General features: G+C 69.5%; 24 protein-coding genes and 5 tRNA genes. 19 read left to right on the top strand and 10 right to left on the bottom strand.

From position 1 onward, the window contains the following. Nucleotides 1-208: 208 nt before the first annotated feature. From ACH4YL_RS38710 to ACH4YL_RS38725, 4 genes are all read right to left on the bottom strand, one after another. Nucleotides 209-790: a GTP-binding protein gene (locus ACH4YL_RS38710; protein ID WP_398512227.1), complete on the bottom strand. Its 582-nt coding sequence runs from the start codon at nt 788-790 to the stop codon at nt 209-211. Further along, entirely contained in the window at nt 771-1,175 is a 405-nt protein-coding gene (locus ACH4YL_RS38715) for a DUF742 domain-containing protein (RefSeq protein WP_398512228.1), read from the bottom strand. Before ACH4YL_RS38715 ends, ACH4YL_RS38710 begins: the two co-directional genes overlap by 20 nt. A gap of 117 nt (nt 1,176-1,292) precedes the next feature. Further along, on the bottom strand, nt 1,293-1,706 hold the full coding sequence (locus ACH4YL_RS38720) for a roadblock/LC7 domain-containing protein (RefSeq protein WP_398512248.1): 414 nt from the start codon (nt 1,704-1,706) through the stop codon (nt 1,293-1,295). Nucleotides 1,707-1,715: 9 nt separating this feature from the next. Then, nucleotides 1,716-5,303, bottom strand: coding sequence for a nitrate- and nitrite sensing domain-containing protein (locus tag ACH4YL_RS38725; RefSeq protein WP_398512229.1), 3,588 nt, complete (start codon nt 5,301-5,303; stop codon nt 1,716-1,718). A gap of 581 nt (nt 5,304-5,884) precedes the next feature. On the opposite strand from ACH4YL_RS38725, the gene ACH4YL_RS38730 reads away from it, so the two are divergent. The 9 genes from ACH4YL_RS38730 (at nt 5,885) to ACH4YL_RS38770 (ending at nt 9,978) form a co-directional block, all read left to right on the top strand. Continuing rightward, nucleotides 5,885-6,064 (top strand): hypothetical protein, encoded by a 180-nt coding sequence (locus ACH4YL_RS38730; protein WP_398512230.1) that lies wholly within the window; start codon nt 5,885-5,887, stop codon nt 6,062-6,064. Nucleotides 6,065-6,190: 126 nt separating this feature from the next. Next, nucleotides 6,191-6,967: a fumarylacetoacetate hydrolase family protein gene (locus ACH4YL_RS38735; RefSeq protein WP_398512231.1), complete on the top strand. Its 777-nt coding sequence runs from the start codon at nt 6,191-6,193 to the stop codon at nt 6,965-6,967. Then, the gene (gltX, locus tag ACH4YL_RS38740) at nt 6,960-8,435 is read left to right on the top strand and encodes a glutamate--tRNA ligase (RefSeq protein ID WP_398512232.1); all 1,476 of its coding nucleotides are present in this window, start codon (nt 6,960-6,962) and stop codon (nt 8,433-8,435) included. Before ACH4YL_RS38735 ends, gltX begins: the two co-directional genes overlap by 8 nt. A gap of 242 nt (nt 8,436-8,677) precedes the next feature. Continuing rightward, nucleotides 8,678-9,400, top strand: coding sequence for an HAD family hydrolase (locus ACH4YL_RS38745; RefSeq protein WP_398512233.1), 723 nt, complete (start codon nt 8,678-8,680; stop codon nt 9,398-9,400). An 87-nt stretch (nt 9,401-9,487) separates the two neighbouring features. Further along, nucleotides 9,488-9,559 (top strand) — tRNA-Gln (locus tag ACH4YL_RS38750). Between the two features lie 21 nt (nt 9,560-9,580). After that, nucleotides 9,581-9,653 (top strand) — tRNA-Glu (locus ACH4YL_RS38755). Nucleotides 9,654-9,714: 61 nt separating this feature from the next. Next, nucleotides 9,715-9,787, top strand: a tRNA-Glu gene (locus ACH4YL_RS38760). 25 nt (nt 9,788-9,812) lie between these two features. Then, nucleotides 9,813-9,884: transfer RNA gene (locus ACH4YL_RS38765), tRNA-Gln, on the top strand. 21 nt (nt 9,885-9,905) lie between these two features. Continuing rightward, a tRNA-Glu gene (locus tag ACH4YL_RS38770) sits at nt 9,906-9,978 on the top strand. Nucleotides 9,979-10,145: 167 nt separating this feature from the next. Here ACH4YL_RS38770 and ndgR read toward each other — a convergent pair. Further along, the gene (ndgR, locus tag ACH4YL_RS38775; protein WP_389223924.1) at nt 10,146-10,859 is read right to left on the bottom strand and encodes an IclR family transcriptional regulator NdgR; all 714 of its coding nucleotides are present in this window, start codon (nt 10,857-10,859) and stop codon (nt 10,146-10,148) included. Nucleotides 10,860-11,003: 144 nt separating this feature from the next. On the opposite strand from ndgR, the gene leuC reads away from it, so the two are divergent. The 4 genes from leuC (at nt 11,004) to ACH4YL_RS38795 (ending at nt 14,146) form a co-directional block, all read left to right on the top strand. Then, the gene (gene leuC, locus ACH4YL_RS38780) at nt 11,004-12,428 is read left to right on the top strand and encodes a 3-isopropylmalate dehydratase large subunit (protein ID WP_398512234.1); all 1,425 of its coding nucleotides are present in this window, start codon (nt 11,004-11,006) and stop codon (nt 12,426-12,428) included. A 6-nt stretch (nt 12,429-12,434) separates the two neighbouring features. Beyond that, nucleotides 12,435-13,028, top strand: a complete 594-nt coding sequence (gene leuD / locus ACH4YL_RS38785; RefSeq protein ID WP_398512235.1) for a 3-isopropylmalate dehydratase small subunit — start codon at nt 12,435-12,437, stop codon at nt 13,026-13,028. Nucleotides 13,029-13,132: 104 nt separating this feature from the next. Further along, complete coding sequence (locus tag ACH4YL_RS38790) at nt 13,133-13,360, top strand: hypothetical protein (protein ID WP_398512236.1); 228 nt, start codon at nt 13,133-13,135, stop codon at nt 13,358-13,360. Nucleotides 13,361-13,501: 141 nt separating this feature from the next. Then, nucleotides 13,502-14,146 (top strand): HU family DNA-binding protein, encoded by a 645-nt coding sequence (locus ACH4YL_RS38795; RefSeq protein ID WP_398512237.1) that lies wholly within the window; start codon nt 13,502-13,504, stop codon nt 14,144-14,146. Nucleotides 14,147-14,269: 123 nt separating this feature from the next. Here ACH4YL_RS38795 and ACH4YL_RS38800 read toward each other — a convergent pair whose 3' ends face one another. Next, a complete protein-coding gene (locus tag ACH4YL_RS38800) occupies nt 14,270-14,473 on the bottom strand; it encodes a hypothetical protein (protein WP_398512238.1) in 204 nt (67 codons plus the stop codon). A gap of 86 nt (nt 14,474-14,559) precedes the next feature. Beyond that, nucleotides 14,560-15,234: a 2-phospho-L-lactate guanylyltransferase gene (gene cofC, locus ACH4YL_RS38805; protein ID WP_398512239.1), complete on the bottom strand. Its 675-nt coding sequence runs from the start codon at nt 15,232-15,234 to the stop codon at nt 14,560-14,562. A 148-nt stretch (nt 15,235-15,382) separates the two neighbouring features. Between cofC and ACH4YL_RS38810 the strand changes: the two genes are divergently transcribed. Genes ACH4YL_RS38810 through ACH4YL_RS38820 form a run of 3 tightly spaced genes read left to right on the top strand, consistent with a single transcriptional unit; the run spans nt 15,383 to nt 18,334 of the window. Next, nucleotides 15,383-16,135 carry a lysophospholipid acyltransferase family protein gene (locus tag ACH4YL_RS38810; RefSeq protein ID WP_398512240.1) on the top strand — a complete coding sequence of 251 codons (753 nt, stop codon included), beginning with the start codon at nt 15,383-15,385 and terminating at the stop codon, nt 16,133-16,135. Then, complete coding sequence (locus ACH4YL_RS38815; RefSeq protein ID WP_398512241.1) at nt 16,132-17,142, top strand: NAD(P)H-dependent glycerol-3-phosphate dehydrogenase; 1,011 nt, start codon at nt 16,132-16,134, stop codon at nt 17,140-17,142. The genes ACH4YL_RS38810 and ACH4YL_RS38815 overlap by 4 nt, the downstream gene beginning before the upstream one ends. A gap of 34 nt (nt 17,143-17,176) precedes the next feature. Continuing rightward, entirely contained in the window at nt 17,177-18,334 is a 1,158-nt protein-coding gene (locus ACH4YL_RS38820) for a D-alanine--D-alanine ligase family protein (RefSeq protein WP_398512242.1), read from the top strand. 19 nt (nt 18,335-18,353) lie between these two features. Here the strand turns inward: ACH4YL_RS38820 and ACH4YL_RS38825 are convergent, their stop codons facing one another. Together ACH4YL_RS38825 and ACH4YL_RS38830 are read right to left on the bottom strand one after the other, a co-directional pair. Then, complete coding sequence (locus ACH4YL_RS38825; RefSeq protein WP_398512249.1) at nt 18,354-18,785, bottom strand: DUF3515 domain-containing protein; 432 nt, start codon at nt 18,783-18,785, stop codon at nt 18,354-18,356. A 71-nt stretch (nt 18,786-18,856) separates the two neighbouring features. Further along, nucleotides 18,857-19,090 (bottom strand): Lrp/AsnC family transcriptional regulator, encoded by a 234-nt coding sequence (locus ACH4YL_RS38830; protein WP_398512243.1) that lies wholly within the window; start codon nt 19,088-19,090, stop codon nt 18,857-18,859. 229 nt (nt 19,091-19,319) lie between these two features. Here ACH4YL_RS38830 and ACH4YL_RS38835 point away from each other — a divergent pair, with 229 nt between their 5' ends. Beyond that, nucleotides 19,320-20,282 (top strand): thiamine-phosphate kinase, encoded by a 963-nt coding sequence (locus ACH4YL_RS38835; protein ID WP_398512244.1) that lies wholly within the window; start codon nt 19,320-19,322, stop codon nt 20,280-20,282. Continuing rightward, nucleotides 20,279-21,064 (top strand): bifunctional hydroxymethylpyrimidine kinase/phosphomethylpyrimidine kinase, encoded by a 786-nt coding sequence (gene thiD, locus ACH4YL_RS38840; protein ID WP_398512245.1) that lies wholly within the window; start codon nt 20,279-20,281, stop codon nt 21,062-21,064. The genes ACH4YL_RS38835 and thiD overlap by 4 nt, the downstream gene beginning before the upstream one ends. A gap of 157 nt (nt 21,065-21,221) precedes the next feature. Here the strand turns inward: thiD and rpmB are convergent, their stop codons facing one another. Next, a complete protein-coding gene (gene rpmB / locus ACH4YL_RS38845) occupies nt 21,222-21,407 on the bottom strand; it encodes a 50S ribosomal protein L28 (RefSeq protein WP_003957616.1) in 186 nt (61 codons plus the stop codon). 266 nt (nt 21,408-21,673) lie between these two features. Here rpmB and ACH4YL_RS38850 point away from each other — a divergent pair. Next, nucleotides 21,674-22,211 (top strand): DAK2 domain-containing protein (locus ACH4YL_RS38850; protein WP_398512246.1); only part of this gene is annotated, 538 nt, incomplete at its 3' end.

Here is a 22,211-nt window from a genome sequence, read left to right on the forward strand (position 1 = left end):
CGAGTGCTGCAAGCCTCAGATAAAACAGACATAAAGAGCGAGATGCGTCAAATGGAGAGGCCAATGTGAGCACTGTGATACCAGCCGTAAGCGTTAGGTGTCCGGAAGGCCGTAATTCTCTGTCGAAACGTTATGAACAGCGAGGCGGGCCGTGTCAAAAGACACAGCCCGCCCACGCATAACTACGACAAGTGCCGTATGAACGTGTCTACTTGAGCCGGGCCATCAGAGCGTGCTCGACCAGCGTGATCAGCGCACTCTTGGCATCTGCGCGGTGCCGGGCGTCCGTGGTGATGATCGGTGCATCGGGCCCGATCTGCAAGGCCTCCCGCACTTCCTCCGGATTGTACGGCTGATGGCCGTCGAACCCGTTCAGCGCGATCACGAACGGCAGACCGCTGTTCTCGAAGTAGTCCACCGCCGGGAAGCAGTCGGCGAGACGGCGGGTGTCGACGAGTACGACAGCGCCGATCGCGCCGCGCACCAGGTCGTCCCACATGAACCAGAACCGGTCCTGACCAGGCGTACCGAACAGATAAAGGATCAGATCCTGATCCAGGGTGATACGGCCGAAGTCCATGGCGACGGTGGTCGTCGTCTTGTCCCCGGTGTGGGTCAGATCGTCGATGCCCGCGGACGCGCTGGTCATCACGGCCTCGGTACGCAGCGGGTTGATCTCCGAGACGGCGCCGACGAACGTGGTCTTGCCCACGCCGAATCCGCCCGCCACCACGATCTTCGCGCTGGTGGTCGCCCGGGCCTGACCGCCGCTAGAGCTTCCGAAGTCCACTGAGCACCCTTTCGAGCAGTGTCACATCCGGCGTGCCGCCGGCCTCTCCGTTGCCCGGCTGGTGGATCGCCACCATCCCCGCCTCCGCCAGGTCGGCGACGAGGATACGGGCGACTCCGAGCGGCATCGACAGCAGTGCCGACACCTCTGCCACCGACTTGACCTCGCGGCACAGGTGGCAGATCCGCTGGTGCTCCGGGAGCAGCCCGGCGAGCAGCGCCGGATCGGCCGTCGTGCTGACCAGCGCCTCTATCGCGAGCTGATAGCGCGGCCGGGTCCGGCCGCCGGTCATCGCGTAAGGACGTACCAGCGGCTGGTCGCCCTCAAAGCCGTACGCGTCGACTGAGGCGCCGTACGGATCGTGAGAGGCGGATGGCGGGGTCATGAATCCTCCGGGCGGGACAGCAAGTGGTCGGCGTGCCGTCTGACTGGGCCGGTGGGGGGCCTGTTGGCGACCTGACGGTGGTGGTGCGGTAGCAGGTACTTGAGGGGGGATTGCAGGTCAGTGCAAGAGGCTTCCCTGGAGCTCCGCGCGCAGGTCCGGCGTGAGGACCGTGCCTGCCCGGTCGACCAGAAGAGCCATCTCGTAACCGACGAGGCCGATGTCGCAGTCGGGGTGTGCGAGCACGGCGAGCGACGAGCCGTCCGAGACGGACATCAGGAAGAGAAAACCGCGTTCCATTTCGACGACCGTCTGGCTGACGGGGCCGCCTTCGAAGATTCGGGAGGCTCCCGCGGTCAGCGACGTCAGACCGGAGGCGACTGCCGCCAGCTGATCGGCGCGGTCGCGCGGGAATCCTTCGGACATCGCCAGCAGAAGACCGTCGGCGGAGACCACCACCGTGTGCGACACCCCGGGGGTGTTGTCCACGAAATTGGTGATCAACCAGTTCAGGTTCTGGGCCGCCTGGCTCATCGGGCTCAACTAGCGCTCCTGGTGGTGAGATGGGCCGAGGTTGAAGCTGCCGGTGTTCTGCTCCCGGCCCTGCTGGATGCCACGACGGAGGTTCGTCAGCCGGCCGCGCACATCATCAGGTGCACGCGAGACCTGCGGACCGGTCTGGGTGTTCTGCTCCTGCGCGGTGCCCGCGACCAGATTGGCGCGCGGGACCCGGCGGGGCAGACCGGAGGTGGTGACGCCGCCCGCCGCGGGCTTCCTGACCCGCTCGGCCTGGCGCACCAGCTCGTCATTGGGCGAGGTGCGCCACGAGGCGTTGCTGCTCGGTGCCGCGGCGGGAGTGCGCTGCGGCATCGGCGGAACCGGACGCTCCGCAGGCCTCGGCGGGACTGCCGGTGCCTGGGGCGCCTGGGGCTGCTGCTGGTGCGGCTGCCCGCCGTTCTGTCCGGCGTTCTGGCCGCCCTGTCCGCCGCCGTGGGGGCCGCGGAACCAGTTCGTCTCCAGAGTGTCGTACAGCGGCGTACGGCCGTCGCCGGGGCCGGTCGCGGGCGGCAGCGCCTCGGGCTGCGGCTGCGGCGGCAGGGCGTTCTGGCGACGAGCACCGTAGTCGGCGTTGTCCCGGCCGTCGTTGCGGCGCGGGGCAGGAGCCTGACTCGGGTAGGGCGGCTGCGGAGCGCCGAGGTCCGGACGGGCGAACTGCCCGGTGGACGCCGGGTCCTGAGAACCGCCCTGCGTGCTGTTCTGCGGCCTGGCGTACTGGCCGGTGGACGAACCGCCGGAGTTGGCCGGAGGACCGAAGACGTCATTGCGTACGTACTGGCCCGTGGAGCCCGCACCGCTGCGGGGCGGGGGCCCGTTGAAGTCCGGCCGCGGGAACTCCTCCGTGGAGCCCGCACCGCGGGTCGTCTCCTCGTGACCGCGCGGCGAGTCCGCCGGACGCGGCTGACGCGCGGGCGGCTGCTCGCTGCCCCAGCTGGCGGCCTGCGGACGCTGCTGGCCCGAGCCCGGCAGCTCGGCACGCGGACCGCCGGAAGCGGGCAGCTGCCGGCCGCGGTCGCCCGCAGCACCCTGCGGGGAGCCGTTCTGGCGTGACTCGTTGCGGGCCGGAGCGTTCTGCGCGCCACGGCCGGAGCCCGAGCCGAAGGCCCCGGCGAGACCGCCGCCCTGCTGGCCCTGGTCCTGGCGGGGACCGCCGTCACGGCCGGGAAGCGCCGCACGCGGAGCCGAGCCCGCACCGACCTGGCCACGCGGCGCACCCGCGCCGAGCCGTCCACCGGAGGGAGCACCCGCGGGGCCGCCGGCCGGAGCACCCGGACGACTGCCGCCACCGGAGCCGCCGCTCGGGGAGCCGGCCGGACGGCCGCCGCCCCCGATGCCCGCGGGACCGCCGGGCGACGGCGGAACCGCGCCCTGGCCGCCGCCCGCACCGGGCTTGGCAGGAGCCTTCTTGCCGCCGTGGGCGACATCGACGGGCAGCATGACCAGCGCGGTCGTGCCACCGGAGTCGGAGGGACGGAGCTGGATGCGGATGCCGTGTCGCAGGGACAGGCGGCCGACCACGAACAGACCCATGCGGCGGGAGACCGAGACGTCCACGGTGGGCGGCGACGCAAGCCGCTCGTTGATCGCGGCGAGGTCCTCGGGGGAGAGGCCGATGCCGGTGTCGTGGATCTCGACCAGCACACGCCCGTCGGGCAGCGCGTGGCCGGTGACGCGGACCTTGGTCTGCGGGGACGAGAACGAGGTCGCGTTCTCCAGCAGCTCTGCGAGCAGGTGGACAAGGTCGTTGACGACGCGGCCCGCGACCTCGGTCGCGGGGACGGCGGCCAGTTCGATGCGCTCGTACTGCTCCACCTCGGAGGCGGCGGCACGGAGCACGTCGACCAGCGGGACCGGCCGGGTCCACCGGCGGCCCGGCTCCTCGCCCGCGAGGACGAGGAGGTTTTCGCCGTTCCGGCGCATACGGGTCGCGAGGTGGTCCAGCTTGAAGAGGGAGGACAGCTGGTCCGGGTCGGCCTCGCGGGACTCCAGTTCGGAGATGAGCGAGAGCTGGCGCTGGATAAGACCCTGGCTGCGGCGCGAGAGGTTGGTGAACATCGCGTTGACGTTGCCTCGCAGCAGCGCCTGCTCGGCGGCCAGCCGGACCGCCTCGCGGTGCACGTCGTCGAAGGCCGCGGCCACCTGGCCGATCTCGTCCCTGGAGTGCACACCGACGGACTCGACGGAGGTGTCGACATCCTGCGGGTCGGCCTCGGAGAGCTGCTTGACCAGCTCGGGCAGGCGGTCCTGGGCGACCTTGGTGGCGGTGTCCTGCAGCCTGCGCAGCGAGCGGATCATGGAGCGGGCCACCACGAAGGCGCCGACGAGCGAGACGCCGAGGACGACGAGGATCAGCGCACCGTTGATGATCGCGTCGCGCTGCGACTCCTCGCGCAGCTCACGCGCCTTGGCCTCCATCTGGCCGAGCAGGGTGGCCTCGATGGTCTTCATGGCGTTGATGCGGACCGAGTAGTCGTCGGTCCAGTCCAGGTGCGAACGCTTGTCCTGCTTGGCCAGGCTGCCGGCGTTGTCCAGGACGCGCTTGGCGTACTGCTCCGCCGCGGTGATCGTCGGGTTGCCGCTCTCCAGCGGGGCGAGCAGCTCCGTGGAGTTCTCGCCGGACGACTCATAGACCGACTGGAACGCGGTGAGCTGGGTCTCGCCGTTGTCCAGGGCCGCCTTGCCGTACAGCCGGTCGTTCTCGTCGAGGCCCGGGCCGGCACCGTCCTCGCCACCGCCGGGCAGCGCAGCGGCGATGATCGCGCGCTGGATGGACGCGTACTCCTTGGCGGAGGAGAAGGCCGCAAGCGCACGCGTCCGCTTGATCATCTCCGGGTTGCTGGTCGCCTGCGCCATGTCCGCGGAGAGGCTCAGCAGCGACTCGATCAGCCGGCTGTAGCTCTCGACCGTCAGGGAGTGCGGGCTCTTCGGAAGGTACGCCTCTTTGCGGATCTTGCTCAGGCTGTTGACCTGGCCGGCGATCTGGTTCGCGTTGGCGCGGATGGACTCGAGGGCCTCGTCCTCGTCCGCGTTCGGGATGTCCCGAGTCGCTTCGAGGAACGCCTTCTTGGCCCGGTCGGTCGCCGTGCGCGGACCCGTGACCTTGAAGTCCGAGGCGTCGGGGTTGTTGGCCAGCGGGCCCGCCGTGAGGTCGCGCTCCGCCTGGAGCGCCTGCGCGAGCTCGGTGGCCTGCTTGGTCATCTTGGTGAGCAGCTGCATGTGATCCAGCTGCTTCATGTCGTCCATGGACTCGTTGATACGGAGTCCGCCCAGCGTGGTCGCGGCGACGACCGGGAGGGTCAGAAGGGAGACCAGACGGGTGCTGATGCGCCAGTTCCGCAGCGCTATTCGCGAGCCTGTGTCGGTGGGGCTTTTTGCCTTCGGCGGGGCCTTGGGCCCACTGCCTCCGGAGCCGGAGGGTGCCGCCGCACCGGGGCGCGCGGCACGGTCGCCGCTGTCGCCGGGCGCTGCCGGTCCCTGGTTCTGGGTGTGCTGGGGCGAGGAGCCGCGGTCGTTCCCGCCGCGCGGCTCCTGTTCCGCCGCAGCGCTGCCATCCCTCTTGAAACGTCCCTGCACTAGCGTCGCAACCTCTGGACCAGGCGTCCCTCCGCTTGCACGGCGGGACGGTGTCGGCGTCTTGGGGGCGCAGGCGCGCGCCCCTTCGTTTGGTCGTGAGTGACCGGCGCTGCTCCCCCTTTCCCGCCACCAGTCGGCGCTGCGTTGCGCCCTGTGCGCGCTGACTGAATCCGCGGCGGTGCGTGGAATTCCAGCACAGTGCCGGATCTCCAACAAGGGCCGCGTACCGGGCTGTGACCTGGGTGACACGGTGTAAGGGTTGCGTCACAACGTGTAGAAACGGTTAGCGGAGAAAACGGGCGTTTCTGTGCGACTCACTTAGGGGTGGGGGGTGTCCCAGTCGAGATGATCAGGAGCGGAATGGTCGCTTCAGCTACGCAATGTCCGTTTCAACTCCCATGACCCTGGGTCCGATATGACTGAATTGCCTGTCAACTGGTGAGGAAACTCACACGTAGATCGCGGTCTTGGGTGCGCGTTCCCGGGGAAGCGGATGTTTAGCCTGTCGCTTTACAGGGATGGGAAATCCGTCAACCGGCGCCTGCGTGGCGCCCGTACGCCGACAGGGTCTGAAACAACCGATGAAGACGATGATGTTCCGCAACATAGCCAACCCCCGCCGCACCACCCTCGCGCACCTCGACGACGCAGAGGAGTTGCAGACGGCGGAACAGCCGGAGCATACGATCGATCTTCCCACCCAGACGGCCAACCCCCGCCGCACCGTCCTGATGACGGTCCCCGAGCAGGCCTCGGCGTAGGTCCCGGAGCGAGCCCCGGAGCGAGCCCCGGACCGGGCCCCCGGGAATAGGCGCAGCGGCGGCGTGCACCCGCGTTAGCCTGGAGCGTCAGACTCCAGCCAGCTCAGTGAGGGGCGCAGGCATCTCGTGCGCATCGCCAGATTCTCCATCGACGGGAACGTCGCCTTCGGCGCGGTCGAGGGTGACAAGCCTGACGAACTCGTCATCGACATCATCAAGGGCATCCCGTTTGCGGACTTCGAGCTCTCGGGCACCAAGGTCCCGCTGAACAAGGTTCGGCTGCTGCCGCCCGTGCTCCCGAACAAGGTCGTGGCCTTCGGCCGCAACTACGCGGAGCACGCGGCGGAGCTCGGCCACGAGGTCCCGGACGCGCCGTTCGCCTTCTTCAAGCCGTCCACCTCGGTGATCGGCTCCGGTGACGACATCGCGTACCCCTCCTTCTCCGAGGAGCTGCACCACGAGGCCGAACTGGCCGTGGTCATCGGCCGGATGTGCCGAGAGGTCCCGCGCGAGCGGGTCAAGGACGTCATCCTCGGCTACACCTGCGCCAATGACGTCACCGCCCGCGATGTGCAGAAGCGCGAGAAGCAATGGGCCAGGGCGAAGGGCTTCGACTCGTCGTGCCCGCTCGGCCCCTGGGTGGAGACGGATCTCGACCCGAGTGACCTCGCGATCCAGTGCACCGTCAACGGCGAACAGCGCCAGCTCGGCCGTACGAGCCAGATGATCCACTCCATCGAGGATCTGATCGTCAACATCACCGAGGCCATGACGCTGCTTCCCGGCGACGTCGTCCTCACGGGCACCCCGGCCGGGGTCGGCCCACTTCATGTCGGCGACGAGGTCGCCGTCACCATTCAAGGCATCGGCACTCTCACCAACAAGGTGATCAAGCGTGGCTAACGGACCCGTCCGCGTACGTTTCTGTCCCTCCCCGACCGGCAACCCGCACGTGGGTCTGGTCCGCACCGCCCTGTTCAACTGGGCCTTCGCCCGGCACAAGGGCGGCACCATGGTCTTCCGCATCGAGGACACCGACGCGGCCCGCGACTCCGAGGAGTCGTACAACCAGCTGCTCGACTCGATGCGCTGGCTGGGCCTGGACTGGGACGAAGGCCCAGAGATCGGCGGCCCGCACGCGCCGTACCGCCAGTCGCAGCGGATGGACATCTACGCAGATGTCGCCAAGAAGCTCCTCGACAGTGGCCATGCGTACCACTGCTACTGCACGACGGAGGAGCTGGACGCCCGCCGCGAGGCGGCGCGCTCGGCCGGCCGCCCGTCCGGCTACGACGGCCAGTGCCGCTCGGTGACACCCGAGCAGAAGGCGGTGTACGACGCGGAGGGCCGGCAGCCGATCGTCCGCTTCCGGATGCCCGACGAGGCGATCACCTTCACCGACCTGGTGCGCGGCGAGCTGACCTTCACCCCGGAGAACGTGCCGGACTACGGCATCGTCCGCGCCAACGGCGCCCCGCTGTACACCCTGGTCAATCCGGTCGACGACGCGCTGATGGAGATCACGCACGTGCTGCGCGGCGAGGACCTGCTGTCCTCGACCCCGCGCCAGATCGCGCTCTACAAGGCGCTGATCGAGCTCGGTGTCGCGACATCGGTGCCCCAGTTCGGGCATCTGCCGTACGTCATGGGCGAGGGCAACAAGAAGCTGTCCAAGCGCGACCCGCAGGCATCCCTGAACCTCTACCGCGAGCGCGGCTTCCTGCCCGAGGGACTGCTCAACTATCTCTCGCTGCTCGGCTGGTCCTTCTCCGCCGACCAGGACGTCTTCTCGATCGCCGAGCTGATCGAGAAGTTCGACGTCGCGGACGTCAACGCGAATCCGGCGCGCTTCGACCTGAAGAAGGCCGAGGCGATCAACGCGGACCACATCCGGCGCCTCGACGTGAAGGCCTTCACCGAGGCCTGCGGCCCCTGGCTGCAGGCCCCGCACGCCAACTGGGCACCCGAGGACTTCGACCAGGCGGCCTGGGAGGCGATCGCGCCGTACGCCCAGACCCGGCTGACGGTGCTCTCCGACATCACGGCCAATGTCGACTTCCTCTTCCTTCCGGAGCCGGTGCAGGACGAGGCGTCCTGGGCCAAGGCGATGAAGGAGGGCTCGGACGCGCTGCTGCGCACGGCCCGCGAGAAGCTGTCCGCGGCGGACTGGTCCAGCCCGGAGTCGCTCAAGGAGGCGGTCCTGGCGGCGGGCGAGGAGCACGGCCTCAAGCTCGGCAAGGCCCAGGCACCGGTCCGCGTCGCGGTCACCGGCCGCACGGTGGGCCTGCCGCTCTTCGAGTCGCTGGAGATCCTGGGCAAGGAGAAGACGCTCTCGCGCATCGACCGGGCGCTGGAGAAGCTGGCGGCCTAGGGCCTTTCGTCTGGGTCAGGCCGGATCAGTGAGCGGGTCTGGTGTCATGGGGCCTCCCCGGGCCCTCAGGGCCCAGGGGACGGATCGCAAGGCGGAGGAGGGAGGCATGGCGGAGCCATGCCGACTGACGACAACGCGGCGAGGCGCGGTGCCAGGGCACGCGAGCCCGGCAAGACCCAGACGACAGGCCCTTAGTCCCCGGAACGCCCGGCCGGCGGGCGGCAGCCGGGTACCGTCGGATCATGCCGATCCGCGCGGTCCTCTGGGACATCGACGACACGATCTTCGACTACGCCGGTGCCGACCGCATCGGCATGATGGAGCACCTCAAGGCCGAGGGCCTGGACGACGGATACGACTCCGCCGACCAGGCCCTCGCCCGTTGGCAGTCGATCACCGAGCAGCACTGGGCCCGCTTCTCCGCCGGGGAGACGGACTGGCAGGGCCAGCGGCGTGATCGCGTACGGTCGTTCACCGGGCGCCCGCTCGGCGATCTCGAGGCCGACGCCTGGTTCGACCGCTACATCGTCCACTTCGAGGCCGCCTGGTCCCTCTTCCCGGACGCGGTCCCCGCGCTGGACCTGCTGGCGGGGGAGTACCGGCACGCGGTGCTGTCCAACTCCTCGCTTCTCAACCAGGAGCGCAAGCTGCGGGTGCTGGGGGTGCGCGACCGGTTCGAGGTGATGCTGTGTGCGGCCGATCTCGGGATCTCCAAGCCCGCCGCCGCGGCCTTCCATGCCGCGTGCGAAGCCCTCGGACTGCCTCCGGAGGAGGTCGCGTACATCGGTGATCAGCCGGACATCGACGCGCGCGGCGCGGTGGAGGCGGGACTGGCTGCCGGCATCTGGCTCGACCGCACCGGGCTCGGCGGGCGTCCCGAGCTCACCCGGATCACCGGTCTTGACCAGCTTCCTGGCCTGCTGCGCGGCAATACCGGTTTTGGAGCGCCGGTCACCTTCAGGTAATGTTCTTCCTGCGCCGCCCGAGAGGGCCGAGAGGTCCGGCCGGGGAGCGCAAGCCAAACAAACCCCCTAACGGGGGTTGCATTTTGGTGGCCTATGGTGTAATTGGCAGCACGACTGATTCTGGTTCAGTTAGTCTAGGTTCGAGTCCTGGTAGGCCAGCTCGCAGAGCTCATCTGCAAAGCCCCCGTTGTGTAGCGGCCTAGCACGCTGCCCTCTCAAGGCAGTAGCGCCGGTTCGAATCCGGTCGGGGGTACAGATCCTTCCCGCGTGATCACCTGGGTCGCACCCACTGAACACGATGCAGGATCGCTAGGGCCCCCGTTGTGTAGCGGCCTAGCACGCCGCCCTCTCAAGGCGGTAGCGCCGGTTCGAATCCGGTCGGGGGTACTGGTCTAATTGGTTTAGACCACCATGGCCTATGGTGTAATTGGCAACACTACGGTTTCTGGTACCGTCATTCTAGGTTCGAGTCCTGGTAGGCCAGCTCGCAGAGCTCATCTGCAAGGCCCCCGTTGTGTAGCGGCCTAGCACGCCGCCCTCTCAAGGCGGTAGCGCCGGTTCGAATCCGGTCGGGGGTACGTACAGAGGAGGCCCTTCGCGATATCGCGAAGGGTCTCTTTGCTTTCCCCAACTCCCGTTCGCGGTCGTCGGGTCACCCCGCCGGCCGGTCAAATGACCTTGGGCGCGCCAGGGTTGGGCGCGCCGGGACGGGAACTCCCTCCCGTCCCGGGGCCCTTGGCGGTGCTCATCCGCGGCGCAGTGCCTCGCTCAGGCGCGCCGCCGCGTCGATGACCGCCTGGGCGTGCATCCGGCCCGGGTGGCGCGTGAGGCGCTCGATCGGGCCGGAGACCGAGACGGCCGCGACCACACGGTTCGACGGGCCGCGGACCGGCGCGGAGACCGAGGCGACGCCCGGCTCGCGCTCGCCGATCGACTGGGCCCAGCCCCGGCGCCGTACGCCGGACAGTGCCGTCGCGGTGAAGCGCGCGCCCTGCAGGCCGCGGTGCAGCCGCTCCGGCTCCTCCCAGGCCATCAGGATCTGGGCGGAGGAGCCCGCCTTCATCGTGAGCGTGGAGCCGACCGGCACGGTGTCCCGGAGTCCGGACAGCCGTTCCGCCGCCGCGACGCAGATGCGCATGTCGCCCTGCCGGCGGTAGAGCTGTGCGCTCTCGCCGGTCACGTCGCGCAAGTGCGTCAGTACCGGTCCCGCCGTGGCCAGCAGGCGGTCCTCGCCCGCCGCGGCGGCGAGCTCCGCCAGCCGCGGGCCGAGGATGAACCGGCCCTGCATGTCCCTCGCCACCATCCGGTGGTGTTCCAGTGCCACGGCAAGGCGATGTGCCGTGGGTCGTGCGAGCCCTGTCGCCGCGACCAGCCCGGCGAGGGTGGCCGGACCGGACTCCAGAGCGCTCAATACCAGAGCTGCCTTGTCGAGAACGCCGACGCCGCTAGAGTTGTCCATGCAACGATATTCACGTCTCACACTGTGAAACGCAAGTTCAATTTTCCGGGGAACTTGCGAGGCTGTAGGTGCGGCCCGCGGACCAACGGGTTCCGCACAAGATCTCTAGTTGCGTCGGCGAACCAGTCGGCCGGAGGGAAAGCGATGGGTAGGACACTCGCGGAGAAGGTCTGGGACGACCATGTCGTCCGGCGCGCCGAGGGCGAGCCCGACCTCCTCTTCATCGATCTGCACCTGCTGCACGAGGTGACCAGCCCCCAGGCCTTCGACGGGCTGCGTCTCGGCGGCCGCCGGGTGCGGCGGCTCGACCTCACCATCGCTACCGAGGATCACAACACCCCGACCCTCGACATCGACAAGCCCATCGCGGACCCGGTCTCGCGCGCCCAGTTGGAGACGCTGCGCAAGAACTGCGCGGAGTTCGGCGTACGGCTGCACCCTCTCGGCGACGTCGAGCAGGGCGTCGTCCACGTGGTGGGCCCGCAGCTGGGGCTGACCCAGCCCGGCACCACCGTGGTCTGCGGCGACTCGCACACCTCGACGCACGGCGCTTTCGGCGCGCTTGCCTTCGGCATCGGCACCTCGCAGGTCGAGCATGTGCTGGCCACCCAGACCCTGCCGCTGGCCCGGCCCAAGACCATGGCGATCACCGTCGAGGGCGAGCTGTCCGACGACGTCACCGCCAAGGACCTGATCCTGGCCATCATCGCGAAGATCGGCACCGGCGGCGGCCAGGGCTACATCCTGGAATACCGCGGTTCCGCCATCGAGAAGCTCTCGATGGAAGCGCGGATGACCATCTGCAACATGTCGATCGAGGCGGGCGCCCGGGCCGGAATGATCGCCCCGGACCAGACCACCTTCGACTATCTGCAGGGCCGCGACCACGCTCCGACGGGCGCGGACTGGGACGCGGCGGTCGCGTACTGGAAGACGCTGCGCACCGACGACGACGCGGTCTTCGACGCCGAGGTGTTCATCGACGCCACCGAACTCGCGCCGTTCGTCACCTGGGGCACCAACCCGGGCCAGGGCGCGCCGCTGTCCGCGCACGTCCCCGACCCGGCTTCGTACGAGGACGCTTCGGAGCGACACGCCGCCGAAAGGGCCCTGGAATACATGGGGTTGACCGCCGGGCAGGCGCTGCGCGACATCAACGTCGACACCGTCTTCGTAGGCTCCTGCACCAACGGCCGTATCGAGGACCTGCGCTCGGCGGCGTCGATTCTGGACGGCCGCAAAGTCGCCGACGGCGTACGGATGCTGGTGGTCCCCGGCTCCGTACGGGTCGCGCTGCAGGCGGTCGAGGAGGGTCTGGACAAGGTTTTCACCGGCGCCGGCGCCGAATGGCGGCATGCGGGCTGCTCGATGTGTCTGGGCATGAACCCCGACCAACTGGCCCCCGGCGAGCGCTCCGCGTCCACCTCCAACCGCAACTTCGAGGGCAGGCAGGGCAAGGGCGGACGCACCCACCTGGTCTCGCCGCAGGTCGCCGCCGCCACCGCGGTACTGGGCCATCTGGCCTCTCCGGCCGATCTGTCCGACGTCGCTGCACCCGCGGGAGTCTGAGAAACCATGGAAGCTTTCACCGCACACACCGGCCGGGCCGTGCCGCTGCGCCGCAGCAACGTCGACACCGACCAGATCATCCCGGCCCACTGGCTGAAGAAGGTCACCCGCGACGGCTTCGAGGACGGGCTCTTCGAGGCCTGGCGCAAGGACCCGTCCTTCGTGCTCAACCTGCCCGAGCGGCAGGGCGCCTCGGTCCTGGTGGCCGGCCCCGACTTCGGCACCGGATCCTCGCGTGAGCACGCCGTCTGGGCCCTGCAGAACTACGGCTTCAAGACCGTCATCTCCTCCCGCTTCGCCGACATCTTCCGCGGCAACTCGCTCAAGAACGGCCTGCTGACCGTCGTTCTGCCGCAGGAGACGGTGGACCGGCTGTGGGAGCTGACCGAGTCCGACCCGAACGCCGAAATCACCGTGGACTTGGAGCAGCGCCAGGTCCGCGCGGCAGGAATCACCGCCGACTTCGAGCTCGACGAGAACGCCCGCTGGCGGTTGCTGAACGGTCTGGACGACATCAGCCTCACCCTTCAGAACGAAGCGGACATCGCGGCTTACGAGGCCTCCCGACCCGCCTTCAAACCGCGCACACTTCAGGTCTGATCAGCGGTTTTCTCCAACTGCGCCCCCCACCGGACGGTGGGGGGCGCAGTCGTCTGTTGAGACCCTGTCGGGCGACAACTCGCCCCAGATGGCACAATCGGTGCATGGAACGCGACAGCCAACTCGAGCTCTACGAGGCAGTCGCGGCCAGATTGAAGGAGGCGCACACAAGAGTGCGCGAACTGCAAGTCCCGGAGGGCGTAAGGATGGCGCTGTCCCGGAAGCTGCTGGTCGTAACGGCCGCGGCGAAGCACGATCTCCCGGATGCGGCACGGCGTCTGGACCGCTTGATGCAGGACCTCGACGAGGGCCGATTCCCTGAAGGTGACTGACACCCGAACTCCGCCGCGGTCGACTTCGTTGCGGCACTAGGGTGATTAGCCCGTTTCGTGTTTGATTTGCGGTATATATCTGCCTAACGTGCGAAAAAGCCTGGACGCATTCGTTCCGGCAATGTCTCCGAAGGGGAAGACGTGAACAAGGCGCAGCTCGTAGAAGCGATTGCCGACAAGGTCGGTGGCCGTCAGCAGGCCGCGGACGCTGTCGACGCGGTGCTTGACGCGATCGTCCGCGCAGTTGTCGGAGGAGACCGGGTTTCGGTCACCGGCTTCGGCTCGTTCGAGAAGGTCGACCGTCCCGCCCGTTACGCCCGCAACCCGCAGACGGGTGAGCGGGTCCGGGTCAAGAAGACCTCCGTTCCGCGCTTCCGCGCGGGCCAGGGCTTCAAGGACCTGGTGAGCGGCTCGAAGAAGCTCCCGCGCGGCGGCGAGGTCGCGGTCAAGAAGGCTCCCAAGGGCAGCCTTTCGGGTGGTGCTCCCACCCGTACGACCGCCAAGGCCGCGGCCAAGAAGGCCACCGCCAGGAAGGCCACGGCGAAGAAGGCCGTCGCGAAGAAGACGGTCGCGAAGAAGACGGCGGCGAAGAAGACCGTCGCCAAGAAGGTGGCCGCGAAGAAGGCGACCGCCAAGAAGGCGACCCCGGCCAAGAAGGCCGCAGCCAAGAAGGCGACCGCCAAGAAGACCGCTCCGGCCAAGAAGGCCACCGCGAAGAAGGCGCCCGCGAAGAAGGCGACGGCGCGCAAGACCGCCGCCAAGAAGACCGCCGCCAGGAAGAAGTAGCAGGAAGCAGGAAGCAGTAAGCGGCAAAAGGTCATAGGGCCACTCACGCGCCGGGCCGGACTCCCCTCGGGGAGCCCGGCCCGCGGCGTGTTCTGAAGCTTCCTTCGGTCGTCTTCCGCGGCCTCAGAGGGTTTGCAGCGTCACCAGCGTGATGCGCAGGGCCGTGCCCTCACCCTCGGTCTCGATACGGACCCGCTGGCCGGGCCGCAGCAGCCGCAGTCCGCCCGCGTCGAAGGCCGCCGCGTCGAACTCGACCGGAGTGCCGTCGTCGAGCAGCACACTGCCGCTGCGGGTTTCGGAGTCGTAGGTGTACGAGGTCGCCTGCATGCGCGCCAGCTTAGGCCTTGTACCGCGCGGGCGAAGTCCCGGCCGGCGTCTCGGGCGGTGGCTCGGCCGGAGTCTCGGGCGGTGCCTCAGGCGTGGGCGCCCGCAGCCAGCCGCTCAGCCGTCCGCGGGCCCACTCCCAGCGCGAGCGCGGCCGCCAGATCGTCGCCGGTGTCCACGTCCTGGCGTACCGAATCGACGCTGTCGAGCTCGATTTCCACCGCACCGGATGCCAAATGCCGACGCCGTGACCGGCCGCCGAAAGCGGGATGCAATTCCGTCCCCGACGTCGCCGTCAGCAATGTTGTGCCGATACCCGCCACATCCGTCAGAAATGCCCGGGGGAATTGCGACGCTTGCGCGAGAACCCGCGTCAATTCCGCGGAGCGCAATGCGGGCAGATCGGCGTTGAGCGCCGCCACCGCGGCGTCCGGCCGCAGCTCGCGCACCGCCTCGGCCCCGTGCGTCAGCGCCGCGTTGAGGCCCGCCGCCGGGCTGTCGGGCACGATCCGCGCGCCCAGCGCGGCCAGCTCCACGGCGGCCGCCGGATCGTCCGTGACGACGGCCACATCCCGCACCGCCGGGCAGGCCAGCGCCGCCGCCACGGTGTCCTGGGCGAAGGCGAGCGCCAGATGCGGACGCAGCATGCCGTCGGCCGCCGACGCCAGCCTGCTCTTGGCCAGTACGAGGGGCTTCAACGGAACGACCAGGGACCAGCGGGCCGTCGGGTCGGTGTTCGTGGCGAGCTCTGGGTCCATGTGCATCGCGCACCATTGTGACCCGCCTCGCAAAGGGACGTAGGTCCGGTGCCGGGACCGGGGCGTACGGTGTTCTCGACAGACCAGGGGCCTGGGGCGACACTTGACCCCCAGCAAGCCGGGCGATGGCCCGGTCGTAGAGGAAGGTGTACGAGTGTCCCGCCGTAGAATCGGCTTCTGGTACCGCCTGGCGGCGGTCATCGCTAAACCGCCGCTACTGCTTCTGTTCAAGCGGGACTGGCGGGGAATGGAAAACATTCCGGCTGACGGCGGATTCATCACCGCCATCAATCACAACTCGTATCTGGACATGTTTTCCTACGGCCACTTCCAGTACAACACCGGACGCGTGCCCCGCTTCCTGGCCAAGGCCGCGCTCTTCAAGACGCCCGGCATCGGCATCCTGCTCAAGGGCACCGGCCAGATTCCCGTCTACCGCGAGTCCACCAACGCCTTCGGCGCCTTCCGTGCCGCCGTAGCGGCCGTCGAGCGCGGCGAATGCGTCGCCTTCTACCCCGAAGGCACCCTCACCCGCGATCCCGGCATGTGGCCGATGACCGCGAAGACCGGCGTCGCCCGCGCGGCCATGCTCACCAAGGCCCCGGTCATCCCGGTCGCCCAGTGGGGCGCCAACTTGGCGATGCCGCCGTACGCCAAGGAGAACAAGTTCAGCTTCTTCCCGCGCAAGACGCTTCAGGTGCTGGCCGGGCCGCCGGTCGACCTCGACCGCTTCTACGAGCAGGAGGCGACGCCCGAGGTCCTCAAGGAGGCGACCGAGGCCATCATGGCCGCGATCACCGCGCTCCTGGAGGAACTGCGCGACGAGAAGGCTCCCGACAACACGTACGATCTGCGCGAAATCCGTGCGCAGCAGCGCCGGAAGGCCGCCGAGGAGGGCACCAAGTGACACACCCCGCCAAGGCGGCCGTCTTCGGAATGGGCTCATGGGGTACGGCCTTCGGCATGGTGCTCGCGGACGCCGGCTGCGAAGTGACCCTCTGGGGCCGCCGCGCCGAACTCGTCGACGCCGTCAACGCCACCCGCACCAACCCGGACTATCTGCCGGGAATTGAGCTTCCGCCGACGCTGCGGGCCACCACCGACCCGGCCGAGGCGCTGCGCGACGCGGACTTCACCGTCCTCGCCGTCCCGTCCCAGACGCTGCGCGGCAACCTCGCCGCCTGGGTGCCCGAACTGCCCGCCGACACCGTCCTCGTCTCCCTGATGAAGGGCATCGAACTCGGCACCGCGGAGCGGATGAGCGAAGTCATCCAGGAAGTCGCGGGCGTTCCCGCCGAGCGCGTGGCCGTCATCACCGGACCCAACCTCGCGAAGGAAATCGCCCAGCGGCGGCCGGCCGCCGCCGTGGTCGCCTGCATCGACGAATCCGTGGCCCAGCGGCTCCAGTCCGCCTGCCACACGCCGTACTTCCGCCCGTACACCAACACCGACGTCGTCGGCTGCGAACTGGGCGGCGCGGTGAAGAACGTCATCGGCCTCGCCGTCGGCATCGCCGACGGCATGGGCCTCGGCGACAACACCAAGGGCTCCCTCATCACCCGTGGCCTCGCCGAGACCACCCGGCTCGGGCTCGCGATGGGCGCCGACCCGATGACCTTCTCCGGCCTCGCCGGACTGGGCGATCTGGTGGCGACCTGCTCGTCGCCGCTCTCCCGCAACCACACCTTCGGCACCAACCTCGGCCGGGGCATGACCCTGGAGGAGACGGTCGCGGCCACCAAGCAGACCGCTGAAGGCGTCAAGTCCTGCGAGTCGGTGCTCGATCTGGCCCGCAGGCACGGAGTCGACATGCCTATCACCGAGACCGTCGTCAGCATCGTCCACGAGGGCAAGCCGCCGGTGGTGGCGCTCAAGGAGCTGATGTCCCGCAGCGCCAAGCCGGAGCGGCGCTGACGCACGGCGTACCAGCAGGTACGCTCATCGCGATATGAGCACCGAGAACCTCCCCCAGAGCCCCGGGCAGCAGCCTCGTAAGCCGCGTGTGGCCGTCGTCTTCGGCGGTCGCAGCTCCGAACACGGGATCTCCGTGGTCACCGCCGGCGCCGTGCTGCGCGCCATCGACCGTACGAAGTACGACGTACTGCCCATCGGCATCACTCCGGACGGCCGGTGGGCGCTCACCGCCGACGAGCCCGACCGGATGGCGATCGCCGACCGCCGCACCCCGAGCGTCGATCAGCTCGCCGAGTCCGCCGAGGGCGCCGTGGTGCTCTCCGTCGACCCGGCCAACCGCGAGGTCGTCTACAGCGAACCCGGAGCCGTGCCCAAGGCGCTCGGCGAGGTCGACGTCGTCTTCCCCGTGCTGCACGGCCCGTACGGCGAGGACGGCACCCTGCAGGGTCTGCTCGAGCTCTCCGGCATCCCGTACGTCGGCTCCGGCGTCCTCGCCTCCGCCGTCGGCCAGGACAAGGAGTACATGAAGCGGGTCTTCGCCTCCTTCGGCCTGCCCGTCGGCCCGTACACGGTGATCCGGCCCCGCGAGTGGGAGCTTGACCCGGCCGCCGCGCGTAAGAAGATCATCGACTTCGCCGGCGAGCACGGCTGGCCGCTGTTCATCAAGCCCGCGCGCGCCGGATCCTCGATCGGCATCACCAAGGTCGACGATCTCTCCGGCCTCGACGAGGCGATCGAGGAAGCACAGCGCCACGACCCCAAGATCCTGGTGGAGGCGCTGCTGCGCGGCCGCGAGATCGAGTGCGGAGTGCTGGAGTTCGAGGACGGCCCGCGCGCCAGCGTGCCGGCCGAGATCCCGCCCGTCTCCTCGCACGACTTCTACGACTTCGAGGCCAAGTACATCGACTCCGCGGCCGGTCTGGTGCCCGCGCCGCTGACCGACGAGGAGACCGCCGAGGTGCGCCGGCTCGCGGTCGCGGCCTTCGACGCGGCCTCCTGCGAGGGCCTGGTGCGCGCGGACTTCTTCCTCACCGAGGACGGCGAGTTCGTGATCAACGAGATCAACACCATGCCCGGCTTCACGCCGATCTCCATGTACCCGCGGATGTGGCAGGAGACGGGCGTCGGCTACCCGGAGCTGGTGGACCGGCTGATCCAGGCGGCGCTGCGCCGCCCCACCGGCCTGCGCTGAGCCCCTCCGGGGCCAGGAGCTAGGGGATTTCGAGCGTGGCCGGCACCGTCTTACGGACGGCGTCGGCCAGCTCCGCGAGCGGCGTCACATCGTGCGCGTACCGCTTGTCCATCGTGACCTCGACATAGGTCTTGCGGTAGGTCGTGGTGAAGCGCGGCCCCTCGGCCCGCTGCTCCAGCAGCCAGTTGACGCCGTTCGCGTCCACGGCCTGCGACTGGGCGTCGCTCATCTTCTCCGGCCGGGCCACACCACAGCGCAGTACGATCGCGGCATCGCCCCAGCCGGCGGTCAGTTCGGAAGCGGGCTTCGGGTCGCTGCGGTCCTGTCCGGCCATGGAATCGGGCAGCTCCTTGTGCAGCGCGCTGCACAGGGCGGCTTCGTCCGACGGCGGGCTGGGAACCGTGATCGACGCCGCTGCGTCCGTGGAGGAGCAGCCCGCGGCAGCCAGCATCACCAGGGCTGCGGCGGACAGGCAGAACGGCAGGCGGCGGGAAGAAGTCACCGGCCAAGCGTAGACGGGGGCTACAGGTGCACGACCGGGCAGGTCAGAGTACGGGTGATGCCATCCACTTGCTGGACCTTGGCGACCACCATGCGACCGAGATCGTCGACCGTCTCGGCCTGGGCGCGCACAATCACGTCATAGGGACCGGTCACATCTTCGGCCTGAATCACTCCCGGAATCTTGCCGATGGTCTCGGCGACGATCGACGCCTTGCCCACCTCGGTCTGAATGAGGATGTACGCCTGTACCACGGAACCTCCAGGGCGGCCACGAGGATCATGTGGGGAGAGAAGAGACGCCACGGTATCGCGTCGCCGCGGGCCGCGGGGAGACCCTCGCGCCGGGTGATGCCCGCAGCGTGGCGTACGGAAAGCAGAAGTTGACGTATCTCTTGACGGTACCGAGGGCGCAGACGACCCGCGACCGCAAAGAGGCAGCGCTGCCGGACGCTCCGGCGGCACGACGGAGAGGTGAGACTCGGTGAAGGGCACTGTGGGCGAGTTGGGGGAGTTCGGGCTCATCAGGGAGCTCACCTCCCGGCTCACCTCCACCCCCGCGGTCCGGATCGGACCCGGCGACGACGCGGCGGTCGTGGCCGCGCCCGACCGCAGGGTCGTGGCGAGCACGGACGTCCTGCTGGAGGGGCGGCACTTCCGCCGTGACTGGTCGACCGCGTACGACGTGGGGCGCAAGGCCGCCGCGCAGAATCTGGCCGACATCGCGGCCATGGGCGCCGTGCCGACCGCACTGCTGCTGGGCCTTGTCGTCCCGGCCGAACTCCCCGTCACCTGGGCCACCGAGCTGATGGACGGCATCCGCGACGAGTGCCAGGTCGCCGGCGCGTCCGTGGTCGGCGGCGATGTGGTGCGCGGCGATGTCATCACGCTCGCGATCACCGCGCTCGGCGATCTGCGCAACCACGAACCGGTCACCCGCGGCGGAGCGCAGCCCGGCGATGTCGTCGCGTACACCGGCTGGTTGGGCTGGTCGGCGGCCGGGCACGCGGTGCTGTCCCGCGGCTTCCGCTCGCCCCGCGCGTTCGTCGAGGCGCACCGCAGGCCCGAACCGCCGTACCACGCCGGCCCCGCGGCGGCCGGACTCGGCGCCACCGCCATGTGCGACATCAGCGACGGGCTGGTGGCCGACCTCGGGCACATCGCCGAGGCCAGTAAGGTCCGCATCGACCTGCGCTCCGGCGCGATCGACATCCCGAGCCAGATGAACGACATCGGTCAGGCCGTCGGCGTCGACCCGTTGCAGTGGGTGCTGACCGGGGGAGAGGACCACGCGATCGTCGCGACCTTCCCGCCGGACGTGAAGCTGCCGGCCCGCTGGAAGGTCATCGGCGAGGTGCTGAACCCGTCGGCGCTGCCGCAGGTGACCGTCGACGGCGCGCCCTGGACCAGCAAGGGCGGCTGGGACCACTTCGGGGAGGCGGAGTGACCCCGCCTCGCGTCCTGACCGTCGCGGGGTCCGACTCCGGCGGCGGCGCGGGCATCCAGGCCGACCTGAAGACCATGCTGGCGCTCGGCGTGCACGGCATGAGCGTGATCACCGCGGTGACGGCACAGAACTCGCTCGGCGTGCAGGGCGCGTGGGAGCTTCCGGTCGACGCGGTACGGGCCCAGTACCGCAGCGTCGTCGACGACATCGGCGTACAGGCGGTCAAGACCGGCATGCTGGCGTCGGCCGCGCTCGTGGAGACCGTGGCGGAGCTGCTCGCCGGGACGGACGCGCCCGTCGTCGTGGATCCGGTGGGGGTCTCCAAGCACGGAGACTCGCTGCTGGCCGACTCCGCGCTGGATTCCGTACGCACGAAGCTGCTGCCGGTGGCGACGGTGGCGACGCCGAATCTGGACGAGGTCGCCCAGCTCACCGGCGTACTCGTCGAGGACGAGGACGGGATGCGGCGGGCCGCCGCGGCGGTGCTGGAGTACGGGCCGCGCTGGGCGCTGATCAAGGGCGGGCATCTCGAAGGGGACGCCGTGGACCTGCTCACGGACGGCAGCGAGGAGCACTGGCTGCGCGCACCCCGGCACGACAACCGGCACACGCACGGGACGGGCTGCACGCTCGCGTCCGCGGTGGCGTCGGGGCTGGCGAAGGGGCTGTCCGTTCCGGAGGCGGTACGGGCCGCCAAGGAGTACGTGACGGGGGCCATCGCCGCGGGCTTCAGGCTCGGCGGCGGCATCGGCCCTGTGGATCACGCCTGGCGGCTGCGCTGACTCGTTCTCGCGCTGGAACGGTCCTGGGCTGATCGGCTTTGCGCGGGTCGGCTTTGCGCGGATCCGCCGTGCGCCGGGACGGCGAAAAGCCGGTCCACCGAGGGTGGACCGGCTTTCAAGGCAACCGCAGGGGCTGCGCTACGACGAGACGTCGGCGTTAGCGCGAGACCTTGCCGGCCTTGATGCACGAGGTGCAGACGTTGAGCCGCTTCGGCGTCCGACCGACCACGGCACGCACGCGCTGGATGTTCGGGTTCCAGCGACGAGACGTACGGCGGTGCGAGTGCGAAATGTTGTTGCCGAAGCCCGGCCCCTTGCCGCAGACGTCGCAGTTGGCAGCCACGGGTCACTCCAAAGACTTCAGATGCACTTACAGTGAATTCCGGCGTGCCGGAATCAGTATCTGATCGGTGGCTTTGCCGGGGGAATGGCCCGACTTTCATCGGGCAACCGGAGCAGCATACAACGACTGCGTCCGAGATACGAAACTACCATGGGTTCTCCCGCCCCCGCCCCGGTCCCCGCCCCCACCAGGGGTCTACCCTGCGGTGCAGCCCTGCCTCCCCCTTGCGCCCCGGTCGCACGGGGGACCGCCGAAGGAGGACCTAGTTGCCGCAGACCCTCGATGCCCTGGCGGTCCGCACCTGGTGCTCAGGGGCGCTGGAGGCGCTGGGCAGGGAGCGCGAGGAGATCGACGCGATCAATGTCTATCCGATCGCGGACGGTGACACCGGCACCAACCTGTATCTGACCGTCGAGTCCGCGGCCCAGGCCGTGGAAGCGGTCTTCGCGGCACACGAGACCGGATCCTCGGCGCCCGTCGCGGCCGACGCGGTACGGGCGATGGCGCACGGCGCGCTGATCGGAGCGCGCGGGAACTCCGGGACGATCCTGGCCCAGCTGCTGCGCGGCATGGCCGAGCGCATCGGCGACGGAGACCACCTCGCCGGTGCGCTGCGGCGGGCCTCACTGCTCGCGCGCGAGGCGGTCGCGCATCCCGTCGAGGGCACCATCCTGACCGTGGCGGCGGGGGGCGCCCCCGGGGGGGGGGGCCCCCCCCCCCCCGGGGGGGGGGCGGGGGGGGCGGGGGGCCGGGCGGGCCGCCACCCGAAAGCCGGTCCGCTACCCCAGGTACGCCCCGCGGGCG

The organism is Streptomyces sp. NPDC020681 (genome assembly GCF_044334895.1).
In the GTDB taxonomy this organism is placed as follows: domain Bacteria; phylum Actinomycetota; class Actinomycetes; order Streptomycetales; family Streptomycetaceae; genus Streptomyces.